Source organism: Streptomyces sp. JL2001, assembly GCF_050917515.1.
Lineage (GTDB): Bacteria > Actinomycetota > Actinomycetes > Streptomycetales > Streptomycetaceae > Streptomyces.
In genome coordinates this window covers 149,461-166,890 of the sequence record NZ_CP169421.1, presented here as the reverse complement: position 1 = coordinate 166,890, position 17,430 = coordinate 149,461, and the positions used below count along the sequence as shown (strand labels likewise).

Sequence of the window (17,430 nt, the reverse complement as noted above, 5' to 3'; positions counted from 1 at the left end):
AGGAATCGCGGAGCTGGCGCGGCAGTACTTATGGTCGATCAGGAGCAGAAACGACCACTGGAGGCACTCGGAGAGTCCGACACGGCGTGCGAGCGAGTCTCGCGGCATGTCAGAGCTGCATCGTGCTCAGATGGAGCGGTGTAGAGAGTGGCGGCTTACGAAGGAGTGCAGGGATGCCCGAGGACACCATGAGGGCGATGGCGTATGAAACTTACGGAGGCGCCGAAGTGCTCGCTGCGGCTCGGCTGCCGTTGCCGAAAGTCGCTCCTGGCGAGGTGCTCGTCAAGGTCCGTTGCGCTGCGGTCAATCCGGTCGATTGGAAGATCATGGCGGGTGGGCTCGACACCTTGATGGATGTCGTCTATCCCGTGGTTCCAGGGTGGGATGTCAGCGGCACGATCGAGCGCGTCGGCATCGACGTACCTGAGTTCGAAGTCGGCGACGAGGTGATGGCCTACGCTCGCAAGGACTATGTTCACGGCGGCACCTTCGCAGAGTACGTCAGCGTTCCTGTACGTGCTCTCGCCGCCAAGCCCGCGTCGCTGAACTGGGCGCAGGCTGCCGGGCTTCCGCTGGCTGGCTTGACCGCCTACCAGCTCCTCACACGCCTGGGCACAGGCGTCGGCGACACCGTGCTCGTGCACGGTGCGGCCGGCGGTGTCGGGTCCATCGGCGTCCAAATTGCGCGAGCGCTCGGGGCCCGGGTTATCGGCACTGCTTCCCTACGCAACCACGACCGACTGCGCGGGTTCGGCTGTGAGCCGGTTGCGTATGGGGACGGGCTGACTGCACGCGTCCGGGACTTGGCTCCGGACGGAGTTTCCGTCGTTGCGGACTTCGTGGGCGGAGTTCTTGAGACCACCCTTGCCGTGTTGGCCGAGGGTGGGCGGCATGCTTCCATCGCGGACCACAGTGTGCTGGGCGCGGGCGGTCAGTGGATCTGGGTTCGTCCCGTCGGTGAGGATCTTGCGGCCCTGGGCCAGCTCTCGGATGCCGGCCAACTCACAGTCGACGTCGCTGCGACGTTCCCGCTGGCTGAGCTTGGGGCGGCCTTCGCCCTCAGCCAGGAAGGCCACACTCCGGGGAAGATCGTTATCGAAATCTGACCCCTCCGCCGCCGTTCGGAGTAGGGAGACCGACGCTTCGATCTCCGCGTCGTCGGCCGTGGCTCCGGTGCGCTGTCCGACCGGCGCGAGGGTGGTGCCGAAGCAGGCTGCGTATCCGATGGCCAAGAGCTGCTCGGGGTTGGCTCCGGCGCCGTTGCCGCCCAGTTCTTTCGGCTGTCGCAGATCCAGCGCGAGCTGTCCGCCGGTGGTGCGCCCGTGACCGTTCCTGCCTCCGGTGACGTGGGCCTGTGCTGTGTAGAGCGCCTTGGTCATGGGCCGAGCGGCTCGGCCTCGATTCCGTGTGGGCGGGAGACAGCCCCGTTACCCGGCCACGAACGGACCCGCTGCTGCTCCTGGCCGCCGCGGCCCGGGCACCGAACGGGTCACGCTCGGCACGGCGGTGTTGCTGCCGTCGGGACTCTTCCGACTCCCGTCCCCCGCTCGCGTTCGGCGGACTGACCGGGCGCATGCGGCACGGGCGGCCGGGGGAGTGCCCGGAGTTCGCACAGTCTCCACGCCGCTTGCCGCTGCGTCGTTTCCCGCGATCCGGGGTAGCGTCCTCGGCATGGACTTTCGCACCACCGTTGCGCGCGCTCAGCGCCTGAAGCAGCTGCACGCCGAGTACAAGCCTCTTGTGCTGCCGACCGTCTGGGACGCCTGGTCCGCGCGGACGGCTGCCGGCGCCGGCTTCCCCGCGTTGACCGTCGGCAGTCATCCGCTCGCCGAATCCCGAGGGGCCGAGGACCACGAGGGGCAGACCTTCGAGGAGGTGCTCGCCGCCGTCAGGCCGATCATCGCGGCGGTCGACGTCCCCGTGTCCGTGGACCTGGAGTCCGGGTACGGGCAGGAGCCTGCGGCTCTCGTCGCCGGACTCACCGAGGTCGGCGGCGTCGGTCTGAACATCGAGGACACCGTCCACTCGGACGGCGGACGCGTGCGGAGCACGAAGGAGCACGCGCACTACATCGCCGGCCTGCGCGCGGCGGCTGACGAGGCGGGCATCCCTCTGTGGATCAACGGACGGACCGACCTCTTCATGCACGCGGAGGATGCCTCGGGCGTTCTCGACGAGGCGATCGAGCGACTGCGGGCCATGGAGCAGGCCGGCGCCGACAGCGTCTACCCGGTGAGCATCCAGGACGACGACGACCTCCTGGTGGCGGTGACGGGCGCGGTCGCCATTCCCGTGAACTCCACGGCCCATCCTGTGAAGCACGACCTCGAGCGCTTCCGCCGCCTCGGCGTCGGCCGCGTCACGTACGGCCCGCTGCTGCAGTTCGCGATGGCGGACGCGATGAAGGACATGCTCGGGCCGTGGGCGCCTTAAGGGCACCACCCCGTCCTAGGAGTCCATCACCAAGTAGACGCCCGCGACCACTGCCACGACACAGACAACGGCTGCGACCAGAGCCGCAATCGCGAGGGCTCCCGTTATTCCGGCCATCGCTGCCCAGCCGAATCGTGTGACTCGCTCGGCTCGCTGGACTGCGTCCTGGTACTCGCTGTCGTCGTCCCAGCCGCGGTCGGCCATGGGCCCCTCCTCTCGCCCTGCAGTCAGTCCGAAGTGCTGAGGCAGAGGTCAGTCTCCTCCACCCTGTGGCCGCGCCACGAGCGGGCCCTCGTCCCTGGGCGAACCCTTGGCGAGCTGTTCACGGGTCAGCCGATCGGATCGGGGAGCGGGCCGTTCTTCTTGAGGCACGTGTCGTCGAAGGCCGACAGGGTGAGGACGTCGTTCGCCGGGGAGTGCCGGTACTCCGCGAGCAACCTCCAGCCCCGCTGCGCGAGGACCGCATGAGCTTCGAAGACGACCCCGTCCGGAGCCTTGCGCTCCTTCCTGTCCCCGAACTGCTTCCAGTCCCGCTCTTCGAGCTCGCGCACGACTCTGTCGAGGTGCGCGGCTTCGATCGGCTGGGTCTCCGTGGCGAAGCCCTTGTAGGCGATGGTGCACGCCTTCGGGGAGTCGGCCGGAGCGGCGTTGTCCCGACCGGCGACCCACGGATCGTTGGCCGGGGCACCCGCGTCGGCGGCCGAGCCGTCGAGATCGGTACGCACCACCTGTTTCGAGAGCGGTCCGGTGCCGGCGGGGCGTGGCGACGGGGGAGCGGCTGTCGCCCCGGCGTCCGTGCCGCAGCCCGCTGTTCCCAGCACGACGACCGCTGCCGCGATCGCCGTCCACTTCGGTCGGCTCACAGGTGTTCCTCCCCGGTCGCGGGGGTCGTGCACCCTCGCGATCAAGGAGAGAGTGTGCCACGAGAGCCCGACGCTCCTCACCGGCTTTACGAGTCCCCCGCCCCCGCTGGAGTGCTCCGGAGGAGCCGGCCCTCCTGGCGGTGCGGTCACCCCGGGGCGACCACCCACGAACGCCCTCGAAGCGCAGGGATACTTGTCAGATGGACGGATCAAGGGCCTCTTGGGTCAACACCACGCATGACTGGGCCGCCCTCGTCGATGCGGGCCATCTCGAACAGATCCGCCGGGGACCGGCGCAGTTCGCTCCAGGCGGGGTGGGACACCTCGTACTCGAAGTCGTTGCGTACGCCGCCGACGAGGCGGCGAGCCGAGGCGGCGGACGGTGCGTGGTCACGCTGCACACCGACGGTTCCGTGTCGGTGAAGGACGACGGGCGGGGCACCGACACGCGCGTCGACGAGCACCGCCGCGCGGTGAGGAAGCCGGTCATGGCCACGAAGGATCTCCGCTTCTTCGATCTCCCGCACGTGGAGGCGCTTCCGGACGGATACGCCCGACGCGGTATGTCGGTCGTCGCGGCGCTCAGCGAGTGGCTGGTTCACACCAACCGACGACTCAACGGATCCTGGAGCCAGCGTTACGCACGCGGCATCCCGGTGACCGACCTGGAACCCGTCGAGGCCGACGGGACCACGGGGACCTGCGTCCGCTTCCTCCCGGACGGCACCCTGCGTGTGCCGTGGTCGCCGACCGGTGTTGATGTGGCACGGTGGTCCGAGCACTGGCCCGACCTGACCGTCCGCCTCGAAGACGAGCGGGACACGGTGGAATCGCCGGCAGCATGAAGGTCGCCCGACGGATCGAGGGCTCAGCGGAGTCGGCCTCGTTCATCGATGCGGTGCGCCGGGGTGCCGCCGCGGGACGCCTTGGTCCACGATGTGCGCACGCGCTGCACGACGAGTCTCACGGAGTGATGCTCGCTTGCCTGACCGCAGTCGCTCAATGAGGCTTCGGGTCACGGCAGGCCCGGCCGCTTTCGCGGTCGGGCGCGTACATCCGTAGGCGTGGTCCGGGAAGGTTCACGTGGACGCCCCTCCCGCTCGCTTCACCGGCGCCCGGGCAGGTGGTGCCGTGGCCGAGGAGACGCGAGACGGCCAGGAACGCGGTGACCACGAGGCCATGTGGGAGCAGGTCGAGGCCGACCTGCTCCCCGAACTCCCCATCGTTGCGCGGATCAAGAGCGTCGCCTTGCTGGTTCACGACGGAACGCGGTGGCGGCAACGGGGGCCTTCCCGCTGCGGAAGCCGTGATCGCGGTAGCGGCGACGCGGCCAGAAAGCTCGCGGCACGCGAACTCGTCTCCTCCGGCGGTCGCTTCCTGCGCCGGTCGCTCGGGACCGGGTCTGCGAGGGTTCAGGTGAGCCGTGTGCTGGCGATTCGGGCGCGGTAGAACCTGCCCTCGTACCCGTAGTAGTCGAGTCCGCGCCGGTAGGTGGGGGCGCCTGCGGCGTCGAAGAACTGGACGTATTCGTTCCACCAGCCTTCCTCTCCCGGGTGCGTGACGTCACGCGCCTGCACCCAGAAGGACTCGCCGTCGGCGGCGCGGGAGAAGGACTTCACCCCGGCGGCCGGCCGGACGGCGGTGAGCGCGAGGTTTCGCTTGTCGACGGTCCAGAGGGCCCCGGCCCCGTTCAACAGCAGGTTGTTGGTGTCGGTGAAGTCCATGTCGAGGCTGTGGCCGTAGAAGACCTCGTTCCAGACGTGCTTCTGGACGAGTTCGAGTCTGGCGCTGCGCAGGGACCCCGTGACGCGGTACTTGGCGAGCGTCCACGACCCCAGGGCGTACAGGTACGAGCCGTCCCACCACAGGCCGTGCGCGCCTGTGAAGGTGATCTGCTGGACCTGTGCGAGCGTGGCGGGGGAGTCGGCGTCGGTGGGGGCGTAGACGGTCAGGAAGCCGTCGTAGTCCACCTCGGACGACTTCTGCGACGAAGCCGCGACCACGACTCCGTGGCTGCGGATGTACTCCACCGCGTGGGGGTTCCCGCCGGGGCTCGCGGACCACAACAGGGCGTCTTCGTCACCGAAGTTGACGATGCCGACCTTGCCGCCGCCCGCGGCGACCAGGCAGACCCAGCCGAAGCGGTCGGTCTCGCGGAAGCGCGCGTCGTTGAGCCGCTCCCAGGCGCTCTGGGCGGGTGCCGCCCAGGACCATCCGAGGTTCTCGGGACGCCACAGGTTGATCGCGCGGAACAGCATGATCTTGTTCTTGACCTGCTCCGTCACGAGCACGTCGTAGTTGCCCGCGGCGTGGGCGGGCGTCGCGCCGGCGAGGGCGGCGAGCGGCGCCCCCACACCGATCGCGGCAGCACTCTTCAGCAGAGTTCGGCGGTTCACGGGTATCCCCCTGGGACGGCTGTGAGATCGGCCGGTAACCTAACACGCCTGGTGGAGGGGCGGATTGCCCTTGACGATCTTTCGCGCGGGGCCCCCGGGGGCACGGCCGACCGCCCGACCCCCGAGGGCACCTGATCGAGCCGACCGAGGTTCTGCCGGGGGGAGCACCGGCGAGGTGGCTGGGGTCCTCACCTCCTCCACCCACGAGGTGGCCTCCTCGTAGACGCGTACGCCGCCGCTTCAGGCCCGTCCGGCGCGCAGCCGCACGAGTGTGCTCGCGTAGGGCTCGGACGGCAGTGTGAGGGGAAGCCCGCAGGCCGCCAGATAGGCGCCCGTGAGGCTTTCCCGGCTGCTTCCCGCGGTGAACCGGGCGTCCGGTTCAAGTCCGGGCACCCGGAGGGGGGCCTGCTCGGGGCCGAAGGCGTGGTGGGGGTTCCAGGCGAGGATGAGGGCCTCCCGGCCGTCGGGTCGGACGAAGGCGACGGCACCCGCGCGACCGACCGCGGGCTTCCGCAGACGGTAGAGGTCTCCGTGCTGGACCAGGTGCCGCACCTCCTTGTAGGTGCGCACCAGTTCGGCCGCCTGGGCCGACTCCTCCGGAGTCCAGCGGGTGAGGTCGGCCCCGATGCCGAGGGCTCCGGCCATCGCCACGTGGAACCGGAAACGCAGGGGGGTTCGGCGTCCGGTCAGTGGGTTGGGGCTGTCGGTCACCCACGACGACATGATGCGGGCCGGCCAGATCTGGCTGAAGCCGTCCTGGATGGCGAGCCGGTCGCAGGGGTCGGTGTTGTCCGAGGGCCAGACCTGGTCCGCGTGGCGCAGCACGGCCGCGTCGACGCGGCCGCCTCCTCCGGCACACGATTCGATGCGCAGGGCGGGGAATCGGTCGCGCAGCCGGTCGAGCACCCGGTGCAATCCGTCGGCGTGGGCCGCCGGCCGGGACCGTGCCCCCGCGGGGGTGCTGCCGCTCTCGGTGAAGGAGCGGTTGAAATCCCACTTCAGGAAGTCGACCCGGTGTTCGCGGACGATGCGCGAGAGCGTCTCGGTGGCCCACTCGACGACCTCGGGGAGCGAGAAGTCCAGCGTGAGCTGGTTCCGGCGCAGGGTCGGCGGACGATCGGCGGCGTGCGCGCTCCACTCGGGGTGGGCGGTGGCCAGGAGGCCCTGCGGGCTGAACATCTCGGGTTCGACCCACAGACCGAACCGCATTCCGAGGGCGTGCACGTGGTCGGCCAGGGCAGTGAGGCCGTGGGGGAACCTGCCGGGATGGGGGGTCCACTCGCCCAGGCCGCTGCGGTCGTCGTCGCGGGTGCCGAACCAGCCGTCGTCCACCACGAACAGTTCGACGCCGAGCGCGGCGGCACGGGTGGCGAGCTCCTTCTGGTCGGCTTCGGTGACGTCGAAACCAGTGGCCTCCCAGGAGTTGTAGAGCACGGGCCTGGTCTCCCGCGGGTGGGGGAGGACGTGGTCGCGGACCCAGCGGTGCTGGGCGCGGGACGCCGCGCCGAAGCCTCCGTCGCTCCAGCAGCCGGTGCTGGTCGGTGTGAGGAAGCTCCGGCCGGGGTGCAGGATCCGTTCGACCCCTTCGTGCCCGGCGGCGGCGGTGACGGAGCACCGGCCGGTCGTGGTGTGCAGGGCGGTCATGCGCCAGGTGCCGCTGGTGGCGATCTGGACGGTCCAGGTCTCGCCGTGCTCTTCGCCGGTGTTCGTGTCGTCCAGCATCATCCAGGGCCCCGCGTCGTGTCCCGTGTGACCGCGGCGGCTGGTGAGGGTGAACTCGCCGATGGGCAGCTCCCCGCGCCGCAGCTGGCTCTCGCGGCTCCATCCGCCGTGAACGGAGCTCACCCGGTAGGTGTCGCGATGCGGCAGCGTCCACTGGGCGGAGGCCCATCGGCCGAGGGTGATAGGGCCGTCCGCCGCGGTGCCGGTGTGCTGGAACAGGGTCCGCCGCTCGATGACGGGGCTGTGTTCCCTGACGGTGTAGTGCAGCTCCCAGGCCAGGGGCCTGATGCTGTCGCGCATGCGGATCACGGCCCGGGAGCTGCCGGAGCCGCAGCGGGTCGAGCAGTCCTCCAGGACGGGGGCGAGCAGGTGGTCGCCGTCGGCGAACCGCACGGCGAGGCCGGGTGGTCCGTAGCGCGGGCCGGCTTCGACGGCGAGTTCCTCCGTGCCGTCCCAGGGACCGGCGAAGCTGTCCTGGGGGCCGGCGGGGAGGGGAGCGGTGAGGGCTTCGTCGAAGGTGAGCGCCGGCCCCCAGTGCACGAGCCGGAAGCCGCCGCTGAGCGGGTCGAGGCGTACGGCGTAGCTGGAGTCCGCGGCGGTCAGGAGCAGCAGGCCGGTGGCGGGGTCGTATCGGGCCAGGGGCACGCCCGTCTCCTCGGTGGCGTCGGGGCCGTCCCGGGGGCCGGCCGTCGGTTCCCTCGGGCGACCGGTGCTGCGGGCACCGGCCGCCCGAGGAGATGTGGGTCAGGCGATGGCGTCGAAGGAGGGCAGGTATCCGTACTGGTGCCCCTTGGTGTTGGGGTGGTAGCTCTCGTCGACTGGGATGCGGGTGCTGTGGATCCATGCGTCGCCGGAGCAGATCTCGTGGCCCGTGAAGGGGCCGCGGACGTCGATGAACCGGAACCCCGCCGCGGCCGCGCGTCCGCTGATGACCGAGTTCAGGGTGTCGGCGGCGTCGTCGAGTGCCTTGCGCTTGGTGTCGCCGATGCCGACGATGCAGCTGCCGAGCTTGTAGAACCTGGGATAGCCGAGCACCATGACCCGGGCCCCCGGTGAGCGGGTGCGGATGCCGGAGTAGAGCTGGTCCAGCTGGCCGGGAAGCTCGTTGCGCGCCTTGGCCGTTCCGGTGTTCACGGCGTTGACGCAGGCCTGGTCGGACTGCAGGACGCACACGGTCATGATGTCGGCGAAGCCGATGTCGTTGCCGCCCGCGCTGACGCTGACGAGGGTGGTCGAGCCGGTCAGGCTGCCGAGCTGGGTGTTGCGGACGGTCGTGCTGGTGGCGCCGGAGCAGGCGACGAAGCTGAACGAGGCGGGGGCGTTCGACGCGCTCCACAGAGCGGGGTAGGACTTGGAGCTGCGCTTGCAGCTGCCGCTGTCGGAGAAGTAGGAGCCGGCACCGACACCGGAGGAGTAGGAGTCCCCGAGCGCGACGTAGCGTTCGCCCGCGGCCTGGGCGGTGCCGGTACCGACCAGCAGGGCGCCGAGCGTGCCCAGCAGGGTGAGTGATGCGGAGAACGCGCGGAATCTTCGCATGTGAAGCCTCCATGGGGGTGGGGGTGGTCCGGGCCGGTCTGTCCGTCCGGAAGTCGTCGGCTCCTGGGGAGCGGTCGGGGTGCGGGAGCCCGACCGTCGAGCCGCGGGTAAGGTCACTGCTGGTGGAGCCGCTCCCGCGCGCGAGTGGGCGGGAGCCATCGCCGTACGGAGCCTGTCGGCTGATCACAGGAGGGTTTGCCATCGCCAGAGCGGTCACCATGAGCGATGTGGCGAGGGCCGCGGGGGTCTCCTCGGCGACGGTCTCCTATGTGCTCAGCGGGAAGCGGCCGGTGTCCGCGGAGACGCGCAGGGCGGTCGAGGCCGCGATCGAGGAGCTCGGATTCCGGCTCAACACCGTGGCGCGCAGCCTGCGGACGGGTCGGTCCACCTTGATCGCGCTCGTGGTCCCCGACATCGCCAATCCCTTCTACGCGCAGCTGGCGCACGGTCTGCAGGAGGCGTTGCGGCCCGGGGGATTCCACGTGGCCATCTGCAACACGGGTGCGAGGCTCGCCGACGAGCGGGCGTTTCTCGACGAAGCGGTGCGGCAGCGGCTGGCCGGTGTCGTCATCACACCGTTCCGTCTCGCGCCCGGCGACTTCGACGTCCTCGCTTCCGCCTCCATCCCGGTCGTGGTCAGCGCCGACCTTCCGTTCGGCGACCACGACCTGGTGACTCCTGCGGCGGACGGGGCGGTCCGCGCGGCGCTGGAGCACGTCGCCGACACGGGGCGTCGGCGGATCGGCGTCATCGCCGGACCGCGTGACGCGGCCGGCGGCGATCCGCGGCTGGAGCGCATCCGCGCACAGGCGCCGGCGTTCGGCCTGAGGCTGCCGGACGCGCTCGTGGTCCACGGCGAGCACACCCGCGACGCGGGCGCCGAGGGCTTCGGCCTCCTCATGCGGCACCGGCATCCACCGGAGGCCGTGCTGTGCGCCAACGACGTGGCCGCGGTCGGGGCGTTGGAGCGGGCGGAGCAGCTCGGCCTCCGCGTGCCCCAGGACGTGGCCCTGGTCGGGCACGACGACATCGAGTTCGCGTCGATCGTCCGTCCACGGCTGAGCACCATCCGGTACCCGGCCGAGGAGGTCGGCCGTGCCTGCGCCAGGCTGCTGGCCGAGCGCCTGGAGGGGCGTTCCGAGCGCAGCACCGTCGAGATCGGTGCTCGGTACATCAGGCGCGCGTCGGTCTGACGCGGTCCGCTTCGGGTGGCGTGCACGACGGCACGTGACATCGATCCTCCAAGACGTTTGACGTCGGTCGAGGCGAGCGGACCGCACAGTAACGTAATCGATTACGTCAGCGGGAGTGGTCGTGCGTCGTTACTTTTGACGGATCGACATATCGCAGGTCAGAGACGATAAATGACCCTCCTGAGCCAGCGGCGTCCATCACGGCGGGGTGTCGAACCGGTAACGACGACGGCGGGCCTGTTGACGGTCGTGGATCGCGGTCCCGAAGGTTGCCGCCATCGCTCCGAGGGGGCGGGTGGGAACGACGAGGAGCGAGAACATGGCGATGCACAGGGGACGTGGGCGGCGCGGGCGACTGGTGGCTCCGGCGCTGGCGCTGGCGCTCGTCGGGCTGACGGGCTGCGGTGGTGACGACTCCTCCACCGGCGGCGGTGCGAAGGCGTCCGCCTGCGAGCCGAGCAAGGAGCCGGTGACGCTGGAGTACTGGTCGTGGGTGCCCGGCATGGAGAAGGCCGTGGCCGCGTGGAACGCGAAGAACCCGCGTGTCCAGGTGAAGGTGAAGACCACGCCGGCCGGCAACGCCGGGACGTACCAGAACCTTTCGAACGCCCTGAAGGCGAAGAAGGCTCCCGATCTCGCCCAGGTCGAGTACGACTCACTGGCCAGCTTCCGTCTCAAGGAAGGCCTGCGGGACCTCGCGCGGTGCGAGGGCGTGACGGCGGCGAAGAGCGCCTTCGTGGACTGGACGTGGTCCCAGGCGACCTTCGGAGCCGACGGCGAGGACGGTGTCTGGGCCGTACCCCAGGACACCGGCCCCATGGCCCTGTTCTACCGCAAGGACGTCTTCGACAAGCTCGGCCTGGCCGCCCCCACCACGTGGGCGGAGTACGAGGCGGCGGCGCGCAGGATCAAGGCCGACGCCCCCGGCCGCTATGTCACCCACTTCTCCCAGACCGACCCGAACTGGTTCACCGGACTGCTCTGGCAGAACGGCGCCGGCATGTTCGACCGCCAGGGCGACTCGTGGAAGGTGACGGTCGACCGGCCCGAAAGCCGGAAGGTGGCCGCGTACTGGCAGCGGTTGATCGACGACAAGCTCGTCGCGACCGATCTGCAGGGCTTCTCGCCGGCGCTCTACAAGGCATGGACCGACGGGGAGGTCGTCACCTGGATCAGCGCCGCGTGGGGGTACAGCACCATCCGTGACAACGCCGCCGCGACCGCGGGCAAGTGGGCAGTGGCCCCGATGCCGCAGTGGGACAAGGGCGGCAGGGCCGCCGGCAACTGGGGCGGATCGACGACCGTCGTCACGGCCGATGCCGAACACCCCTACGAGGCGTCGCGGTTCGCCCTGTGGCTGAACTCGGATCCGCAGGCCCTGGAGATCCTCAACCGGGAGGGCGGGCTCTATCCGGCGGCCAAGGCCGGACTGAAGCTCCCGGCGCTCCAGCAGCCCGTCGACTTCTACGGCAAGCAGAAGATCTTCGACGTGTTCGCCGAGGCCTCGGGGAACGTGAACACCGACTTCACCTGGGGCCCCACCATGACCGACACCTACCGGTTCCTCAGCGACGGAACCTCGGCGGCCGTCTCCGGCAACGGCACCCTCGGCGACGCGCTCACGACGGCCGACGCCAAGAGCGTGGCATCGCTGCGCAAGCAGTCCCTCGACGTCACCGACTGAGCTGACGTGCACCCCGCACCCACCCGGACCGCCGCAGGCCCCATGACGCCCGCGGCGGTCACCCGCCCGACCGTGAAAGGTCACCTGACATGACAGCCGAGGTGGCCGCCGCCGGCCGGCGCTCTCCGACGACCCCCGTGAGCGGTACGCACGCACGCCGCCGCACCCTCGCCCCCCTGGGCTTCCTCGCCCCCTTCTTCGTCCCGTTCGTCCTGTTCACGCTGATCCCCGTCGGCTACGCCTTCTGGCAGAGCCTGCACCGGACCGAACGCACCGGCGGCACCTTCGGCCGCACCCGCACCGTCTTCGCCGGTTTCGAGCAGTACGCCGTGGTACTCCAGGACACCTCGTTCACCACCGGCGTCCTGCGCGTCCTCGCGTTCGGCGTCGTCCAGATCCCCGTGATGCTCCTGCTGGCGCTCACCCTCGCCCTCCTGCTGGACTCCGCCGTCACCCGGCTCAAGAGGTTCTTCCGCGTCGTCTTCTTCGTCCCCTACGGGATTCCCGGGGTCGTGGCGGCGCTGATGTGGGCCTTCCTCTACGACCCCAGACTCTCCCCGGTCGTCGACCTGCTCCGCAGCGCCGGGTCCGATCTCGACCCGCTGGGGCCCGGAGCCATCCTCTGGTCCATCGGCAACATCGTCACCTGGACCTACACCGGCTACAACATGCTGATCATCTACGCCGCCCTGCAGACGGTCCCCGCCGACGTCCTGGACGCCGCCCGCGCCGACGGCGCGGGCGCCCTGGCCACCGCGCTGCGGATCAAGATCCCGATCATCCGGCCCGCCCTGGTCCTGACCGGCGTGTTCTCCATCATCGGCACCCTTCAGCTGTTCACCGAACCCCAGGTGCTGCGGGCCATCTCCACCAGCGTGACCAGCACCTACACGCCGAACCTCGCCGCCTACTCGGCGGCCGCGGCCGACAACTACGCCGAAGCCGCGGCCATGTCGGTCCTGCTGGCCGGCGCGACCTTCCTGCTGTCCCTCGGATTCCTCACCTTCACCCGACGGAAGAACACATGAGCGTCCTGACCCGCACCGCGGGAGCCCACGCCACACCGCTCCGGACGCGTCCACGTGCCCGCGCCGAGGCCCGGTCCACGGCCGCGGCCATGCTCTTCCTGACCCTGGTTGCCTGCTACATGCTGCTGCCGGTGTACTGGCTGCTGACCGCCGCCACGAAATCGCAGAGCGATCTCGTCGGCACCCCCGGCCTGCTCCCCGCCGACTGGCACCTCGGCGACAACCTCACCGCGCTCTTCACCCACCAGGACGGCGTGTTCGGCCGCTGGCTCCTCAACAGCCTCGGCTACGCGGGCGCCGGCGCAGCCGTCGGGACCCTGCTGTCCGCGATGGCCGGCTACGCCCTGGCCGTCTACCGCTTCCGCGGACGCGAAGCGCTCTTCTCCCTCGTCCTAGGCGGCGTCCTCGTGCCCGCCACGGCCCTGGCCCTGCCCCTCTTCCTGCTCTTCGCCCAGGTCGACGCGACCAACACGTTCTGGTCTGTCTTCCTGCCCAGCATCGTCAGCCCGTTCGGCGTCTACCTCTCCCGCATCTTCGCGACCGCCTCCATACCCGGCGAGGTCGTCGAGGCGGCCCGCCTGGACGGCGCCGGAGAAGCACGGATCTTCTGCACGATAGCCCTGCGCATGATGGCCCCCGCCCTCGTGACGATCTTCCTGTTCCAGTTCGTCGTGATCTGGAACAACTTCCTCCTGCCGCTGGTCATGCTCCAGGACGAACGGCTCTACCCCGTCACCCTGGGCCTGTTCACCTGGCAATCGCAGATCAGCCGTCTCCCGGAGCTGCAGACCCTCGCCATCACCGGATCCCTCGTCTCGGTGCTCCCGATCGTCCTCACCTTCCTCACCCTGCAGCGCCACTGGCGCGCGGGACTTGCCGCAGGAGCAGTCAAATGACCCGCCGCACCGACGACCGCTTCGTCCGTCACCGCGACGCCCTGAAGACCGTCACCGACCGGCTCGGCGGCATCGCGTACGGCGGCGACTACAACCCCGAGCAGTGGCCGCGAGAGGTGTGGACCGAGGACGCCCGCCTCATGCGGGAGGCCGGAGTCAACCTCGTCACCGTGGGCGTCTTCTCCTGGTCCCGCCTGGAACCCCGCCCCGGCGACTACGACTTCGCCTGGCTCGACGACGTGCTGGACCTGCTGCACGCACACGGCGTCGCCGTCGACCTCGCCACCCCCACGGCGGCACCCCCGCCCTGGTTCAGCCACGCCCACCCGGAATCCCTCCCCGTCACCCGAACAGGCACCCGCCAGGTACCCGGCTCCCGCCAGGTGTTCTGCCCCAGCAACCCCGACTACGCGCACGCCGCCGACGCCATCGTGCGCCGACTCGCCCAGCGGTACGCCGACCACCCGGCCGTGGTCCTGTGGCACGTCCACAACGAATGGGGCAACCACAACGCCCTCTGCTACTGCGACGTCAGCGCCGCCGCGTTCCGTCTCTGGCTGCGCGAGCGCTACGAAACCCTCGACGAGCTCAACACCGCGTGGGGCACCGACTTCTGGAGCCAGCGCTACGGAGACTGGCAGGAGATCCAACCGCCCCGCGACACACCCGCGTTCATCAATCCCACCCAGGACCTCGACTACCGGCGCTTCTCCTCCGACGCCCTGCTGCGACGCCACGGGGCCGAGAGCGCCTTCATCCGCGAGCACTCCCCGAGGACGCCCCTGACCACCAACCTCATGGGCACCCTGGAGAAGAAGATCGACGGGTTCGCCTTCGCCGAGCAGTGCGACGTCGTCTCCGTCGACCACTACCTCACCGCGGCCGACCCGCGCGCCCACGTCGGCCTGGCGCTCAACGCCGACCTGGCCCGCGGCATGGCCGCAGGCGCCCCCTGGATGCTCATGGAGCATTCCACCTCCGCCGTCAACTGGCAGCCCGTGAACGTGGCCAAGAGGCCCGGCGAAATGCGCCGCAACAGCCTCGCCCACATCGCCCGGGGCGCGGACGCGGTCATGTTCTTCCAGTGGAGGCAAGCCAAGGCCGGCGCCGAGAAGTGGCACTCCGCCATGCTTCCCCACAACGGGACCCAGAGCAGCACCTGGCGGGAGGTCACCCGGCTCGGTCGGCACCTGCGCGCCCTGACCGACGTCCGCGGATCCACCGTCGACGCCGATGTCGCCCTCGTGTTCGACTGGCACGCCTGGTGGGCACTGGAACTCGACGCGCGCCCCTCCGCCCATCTGCGCTACCTGGACCTCGTCCACTCCTGGTACGAGGCACTGTGGTCCCTCGGACACACCTGCGACATCGTCCCGCCCGGCTCCGACCTCAGCGCCTACCGGGCGGTACTCGTGCCGAGCCTCTACCTCGTCACCGACGACGACGCCGCGAACCTGCACGCGTACGCGCGAGGCGGGGGACACCTCCTCATCGGGGCCTTCAGCGGTGTCGTGGACGTCAACGACCATGTCAGGCCGGGACCCCAACCAGGAGCCCTCCGCGACCTCCTCGGCCTCCACGTCGACGAGTACCTGCCCGTGCGCGCCACGGACCGCATCGCCCTGTCCGACGGCTCGACGGCACACACCTGGGCAGAGCGCCTGGTCCTGCACGACGCGACGGCGACACTCCGCTTCGCCGCGGGGGCCCCCGGTGGACCGGCGCCCGGCGAACCAGCCGTCACCGTGAACCGCGTCGCGGCGGGCTCCGCCGAGTACATCGCCACCCACCCGGAACCCGCCGTGCTGCGCCGGACCGTGGCGGCGCTCTGCCGGAAGGCGGGCGTCCTGCCCACGGCGGACGTACCGGTGGGCGTGGAAGCCGTACGGCGTCGCGCGAACGGTGGCAGCTTCCTGTTCCTGATCAACCATCTGGACGAGTCGGTCACCGTGCCGGTGCGGGGTACCGACCTGGTCAGCGGCCGCAGCTACGAGGGGAAATGCAGGCTGGGAGGCGGCGACGTGGTCGTCGTGCGCGAGTACGACTGAACGTCGGGAACGGGATCAGTCCCGGCGGACTCGCGCCCACCTCGCCCGCGAGCGAAGGCACACCGCGCCTGGCTCCCGTTTTTCACCTCGCTCCGTAACGTCTGTTTCAGATTGCCTCTTGTCCTGTCGATGAGTAACGCACCATACTGCTGATGTCGAGGTGTGTCGCAGGCATGTGGAGGAGAGGGCCGATGGCCGCTGTCAGGCGTGAGCGGGACCTGCTGGGTGAGCGAGATGTGCCGGCCGACGTCTACTACGGCATCCATACGCTGCGTGCCGTGGAGAACTTTCCGCTCTCCGGCGTCCCGTTGTCCGCTCACCCGGAGCTCGTCGTGGCACTGGCGAGCGTCAAGGAGGCCGCGGCCCTCGCGCACCGCGACCTCGCCACGCTTCCGCCGGACCGTGCGGACGCCATCGTGACGGCGTGCCGGGAGATCCGGGCCGGGGCGCTGCACGACCAGTTCGTGGTCGACGTCCTCCAGGGCGGCGCCGGCACATCCACCCACATGAACGCCAACGAGGTGATCGCCAACCGTGCGCTGGAGATCCTCGGGCACCCCCGCGGGGCCTATGGGTATGCGCACCCCAACGATGACGTCAATCGCGCGCAGAGCACGAACGACGTGTACCCGACGGCCGTCAAGCTCGCCCTGCGTGCGGCCGCGGGTGTGCTGCTCGACACGATGACGGACCTGGCGCGGGCGTTCACCGAGCGGGGCGGCGCCTTCGCGAAGACCTACAAGCTGGGCAGGACGCAGCTTCAGGACGCCGTTCCCATGACGCTGGGGCAGGAGTTCGACGTCTTCGCCCTGACCGTCCGGGACGATGCCGCCGTGCTGCAGGCGGCGAGGGCGGAGACGTGCGAGGTGAACCTGGGCGGCACCGCCATCGGCACCGGGCTCAACGCGGATCCCGGATTCACCGCCGCCGTCGTGGCGCACCTCGCGCTGGTCACCGGGGTACCGGTCCGGGAAGCGCGTGACCCGATCGAGAGCACCCAGGGTATGGGTGCCTTCCTGCAGATGTCGGCGGCGCTGCGCCGGTTCGCGTTGCGGCTGTCGAAGATCTGCAACGATCTGCGGCTGCTCGCCTCCGGTCCCGCGGCTGGGCTGGGGGAGATCCGTCTGCCGGCCCGGCAGGCCGGGTCGAGCATCATGCCGGGCAAGGTCAACCCGGTCATCCCGGAAGCGGTCAACCAGGTGTGCTTCGACGTCGTCGGCGCGGACGCGGCGGTGTCCATGGCGGCGCAGGCCGGGCAATTGCAGCTCAACGCCTTCGAGCCACTCGTCGCCCACCTTCTGCTCACCGCGATACGTCGTCTGGACGCTGCGTGCCGGATCCTCGCCGAGCACTGCGTCCAGGGGATCGAGGCGAACGAGAGTCACCTGCGGTTCGCCGTCGAGCGGTCCGCGGGGCTGGCGACCGCACTCAACCCCGTGATCGGCTACCCCAAGGCGTCCGAACTGGCGCGCCGATGTGTGACCGGCGGAGTGCCGGTCCGGGAGCTGGCGCTGCGGGACGGGCTGTTGTCGGCGGAGGAGCTGGACGGTCTGCTCGACCTGCACAGGCTGGTGAGGCCACCACGCTGAGATGCGGCCGGCCGCCCCCGGGACACCGGGGGCGGCCGGGCG

15 protein-coding genes are annotated in these 17,430 nt (G+C 70.2%); 10 read left to right on the top strand and 5 right to left on the bottom strand.

Annotation, left to right across the window (positions count from 1 at the left end; translation table 11 throughout):
- Positions 1–188: 188 nt before the first annotated feature.
- The gene (locus ACE1OA_RS00770; RefSeq protein ID WP_432754019.1) at positions 189–1,106 is read left to right on the top strand and encodes an NADP-dependent oxidoreductase; all 918 of its coding nucleotides are present in this window, start codon (positions 189–191) and stop codon (positions 1,104–1,106) included.
- A gap of 565 nt (positions 1,107–1,671) precedes the next feature.
- Complete coding sequence (locus ACE1OA_RS00765) at positions 1,672–2,433, top strand: isocitrate lyase/PEP mutase family protein (RefSeq protein WP_356777270.1); 762 nt, start codon at positions 1,672–1,674, stop codon at positions 2,431–2,433.
- 15 nt (positions 2,434–2,448) lie between these two features.
- Here the strand turns inward: ACE1OA_RS00765 and ACE1OA_RS00760 are convergent, their stop codons facing one another.
- Positions 2,449–2,637 carry a hypothetical protein gene (locus ACE1OA_RS00760; protein ID WP_386542553.1) on the bottom strand — a complete coding sequence of 63 codons (189 nt, stop codon included), beginning with the start codon at positions 2,635–2,637 and terminating at the stop codon, positions 2,449–2,451.
- A gap of 125 nt (positions 2,638–2,762) precedes the next feature.
- Positions 2,763–3,296: a hypothetical protein gene (locus ACE1OA_RS00755; protein WP_432752009.1), complete on the bottom strand. Its 534-nt coding sequence runs from the start codon at positions 3,294–3,296 to the stop codon at positions 2,763–2,765.
- A gap of 200 nt (positions 3,297–3,496) precedes the next feature.
- On the opposite strand from ACE1OA_RS00755, the gene ACE1OA_RS00750 reads away from it, so the two are divergent.
- The gene (locus tag ACE1OA_RS00750) at positions 3,497–4,141 is read left to right on the top strand and encodes an ATP-binding protein (RefSeq protein WP_432752008.1); all 645 of its coding nucleotides are present in this window, start codon (positions 3,497–3,499) and stop codon (positions 4,139–4,141) included.
- A 286-nt stretch (positions 4,142–4,427) separates the two neighbouring features.
- Positions 4,428–4,745, top strand: coding sequence for a hypothetical protein (locus ACE1OA_RS00745; RefSeq protein WP_356606222.1), 318 nt, complete (start codon positions 4,428–4,430; stop codon positions 4,743–4,745).
- On the opposite strand, the gene ACE1OA_RS00740 is transcribed toward ACE1OA_RS00745, so the two are convergent.
- The 3 genes from ACE1OA_RS00740 to ACE1OA_RS00730 all read right to left on the bottom strand — a co-directional run bounded on the left by ACE1OA_RS00740 (position 4,709) and on the right by ACE1OA_RS00730 (position 8,950).
- Positions 4,709–5,692 carry a hypothetical protein gene (locus ACE1OA_RS00740; RefSeq protein ID WP_432752007.1) on the bottom strand — a complete coding sequence of 328 codons (984 nt, stop codon included), beginning with the start codon at positions 5,690–5,692 and terminating at the stop codon, positions 4,709–4,711. The two genes, ACE1OA_RS00745 and ACE1OA_RS00740, sit on opposite strands and share 37 nt — an antisense overlap.
- A 240-nt stretch (positions 5,693–5,932) precedes the next feature.
- Positions 5,933–8,059: an alpha-galactosidase gene (locus ACE1OA_RS00735; RefSeq protein WP_384867144.1), complete on the bottom strand. Its 2,127-nt coding sequence runs from the start codon at positions 8,057–8,059 to the stop codon at positions 5,933–5,935.
- Positions 8,060–8,158: 99 nt separating this feature from the next.
- Complete coding sequence (locus ACE1OA_RS00730; RefSeq protein WP_356606216.1) at positions 8,159–8,950, bottom strand: SGNH/GDSL hydrolase family protein; 792 nt, start codon at positions 8,948–8,950, stop codon at positions 8,159–8,161.
- Between the two features lie 218 nt (positions 8,951–9,168).
- On the opposite strand from ACE1OA_RS00730, the gene ACE1OA_RS00725 reads away from it, so the two are divergent.
- The 6 genes from ACE1OA_RS00725 (at position 9,169) to ACE1OA_RS00700 (ending at position 17,388) form a co-directional block, all read left to right on the top strand.
- Entirely contained in the window at positions 9,169–10,143 is a 975-nt protein-coding gene (locus tag ACE1OA_RS00725) for a LacI family DNA-binding transcriptional regulator (RefSeq protein WP_356606214.1), read from the top strand.
- 319 nt (positions 10,144–10,462) lie between these two features.
- Positions 10,463–11,827 carry an ABC transporter substrate-binding protein gene (locus ACE1OA_RS00720; RefSeq protein ID WP_384867143.1) on the top strand — a complete coding sequence of 455 codons (1,365 nt, stop codon included), beginning with the start codon at positions 10,463–10,465 and terminating at the stop codon, positions 11,825–11,827.
- Positions 11,828–11,916: 89 nt separating this feature from the next.
- The gene (locus ACE1OA_RS00715; RefSeq protein WP_432752006.1) at positions 11,917–12,855 is read left to right on the top strand and encodes a carbohydrate ABC transporter permease; all 939 of its coding nucleotides are present in this window, start codon (positions 11,917–11,919) and stop codon (positions 12,853–12,855) included.
- The gene (locus ACE1OA_RS00710) at positions 12,852–13,751 is read left to right on the top strand and encodes a carbohydrate ABC transporter permease (protein WP_386542557.1); all 900 of its coding nucleotides are present in this window, start codon (positions 12,852–12,854) and stop codon (positions 13,749–13,751) included. The genes ACE1OA_RS00715 and ACE1OA_RS00710 overlap by 4 nt, the downstream gene beginning before the upstream one ends.
- Complete coding sequence (locus ACE1OA_RS00705; RefSeq protein WP_432752005.1) at positions 13,748–15,799, top strand: beta-galactosidase; 2,052 nt, start codon at positions 13,748–13,750, stop codon at positions 15,797–15,799. The genes ACE1OA_RS00710 and ACE1OA_RS00705 overlap by 4 nt, the downstream gene beginning before the upstream one ends.
- 191 nt (positions 15,800–15,990) lie before the next feature.
- The gene (locus ACE1OA_RS00700) at positions 15,991–17,388 is read left to right on the top strand and encodes an aspartate ammonia-lyase (RefSeq protein WP_432752004.1); all 1,398 of its coding nucleotides are present in this window, start codon (positions 15,991–15,993) and stop codon (positions 17,386–17,388) included.
- The last annotated feature ends 42 nt before the right edge of the window (positions 17,389–17,430 follow it).

Excerpts from the sequence above, each read along its gene's own strand:
- ACE1OA_RS00725 (WP_356606214.1), top strand. The coding sequence starts at position 9,169 with ATGAGCGATGTGGCGAGGGCCGCGGGGGTCTCCTCGGCGACGGTCTCC.
- ACE1OA_RS00760 (WP_386542553.1), bottom strand. The coding sequence starts at position 2,637 with ATGGCCGACCGCGGCTGGGACGACGACAGCGAGTACCAGGACGCAGTC.
- ACE1OA_RS00720 (WP_384867143.1), top strand. The coding sequence starts at position 10,463 with ATGGCGATGCACAGGGGACGTGGGCGGCGCGGGCGACTGGTGGCTCCG.
- ACE1OA_RS00765 (WP_356777270.1), top strand. The coding sequence starts at position 1,672 with ATGGACTTTCGCACCACCGTTGCGCGCGCTCAGCGCCTGAAGCAGCTG.
- ACE1OA_RS00710 (WP_386542557.1), top strand. The coding sequence starts at position 12,852 with ATGAGCGTCCTGACCCGCACCGCGGGAGCCCACGCCACACCGCTCCGG.
- ACE1OA_RS00730 (WP_356606216.1), bottom strand. The coding sequence starts at position 8,950 with ATGCGAAGATTCCGCGCGTTCTCCGCATCACTCACCCTGCTGGGCACG.
- ACE1OA_RS00770 (WP_432754019.1), top strand. The coding sequence starts at position 189 with ATGAGGGCGATGGCGTATGAAACTTACGGAGGCGCCGAAGTGCTCGCT.
- ACE1OA_RS00715 (WP_432752006.1), top strand. The coding sequence starts at position 11,917 with ATGACAGCCGAGGTGGCCGCCGCCGGCCGGCGCTCTCCGACGACCCCC.
- ACE1OA_RS00700 (WP_432752004.1), top strand. The coding sequence starts at position 15,991 with ATGGCCGCTGTCAGGCGTGAGCGGGACCTGCTGGGTGAGCGAGATGTG.
- ACE1OA_RS00750 (WP_432752008.1), top strand. The coding sequence starts at position 3,497 with ATGGACGGATCAAGGGCCTCTTGGGTCAACACCACGCATGACTGGGCC.
- ACE1OA_RS00705 (WP_432752005.1), top strand. The coding sequence starts at position 13,748 with ATGACCCGCCGCACCGACGACCGCTTCGTCCGTCACCGCGACGCCCTG.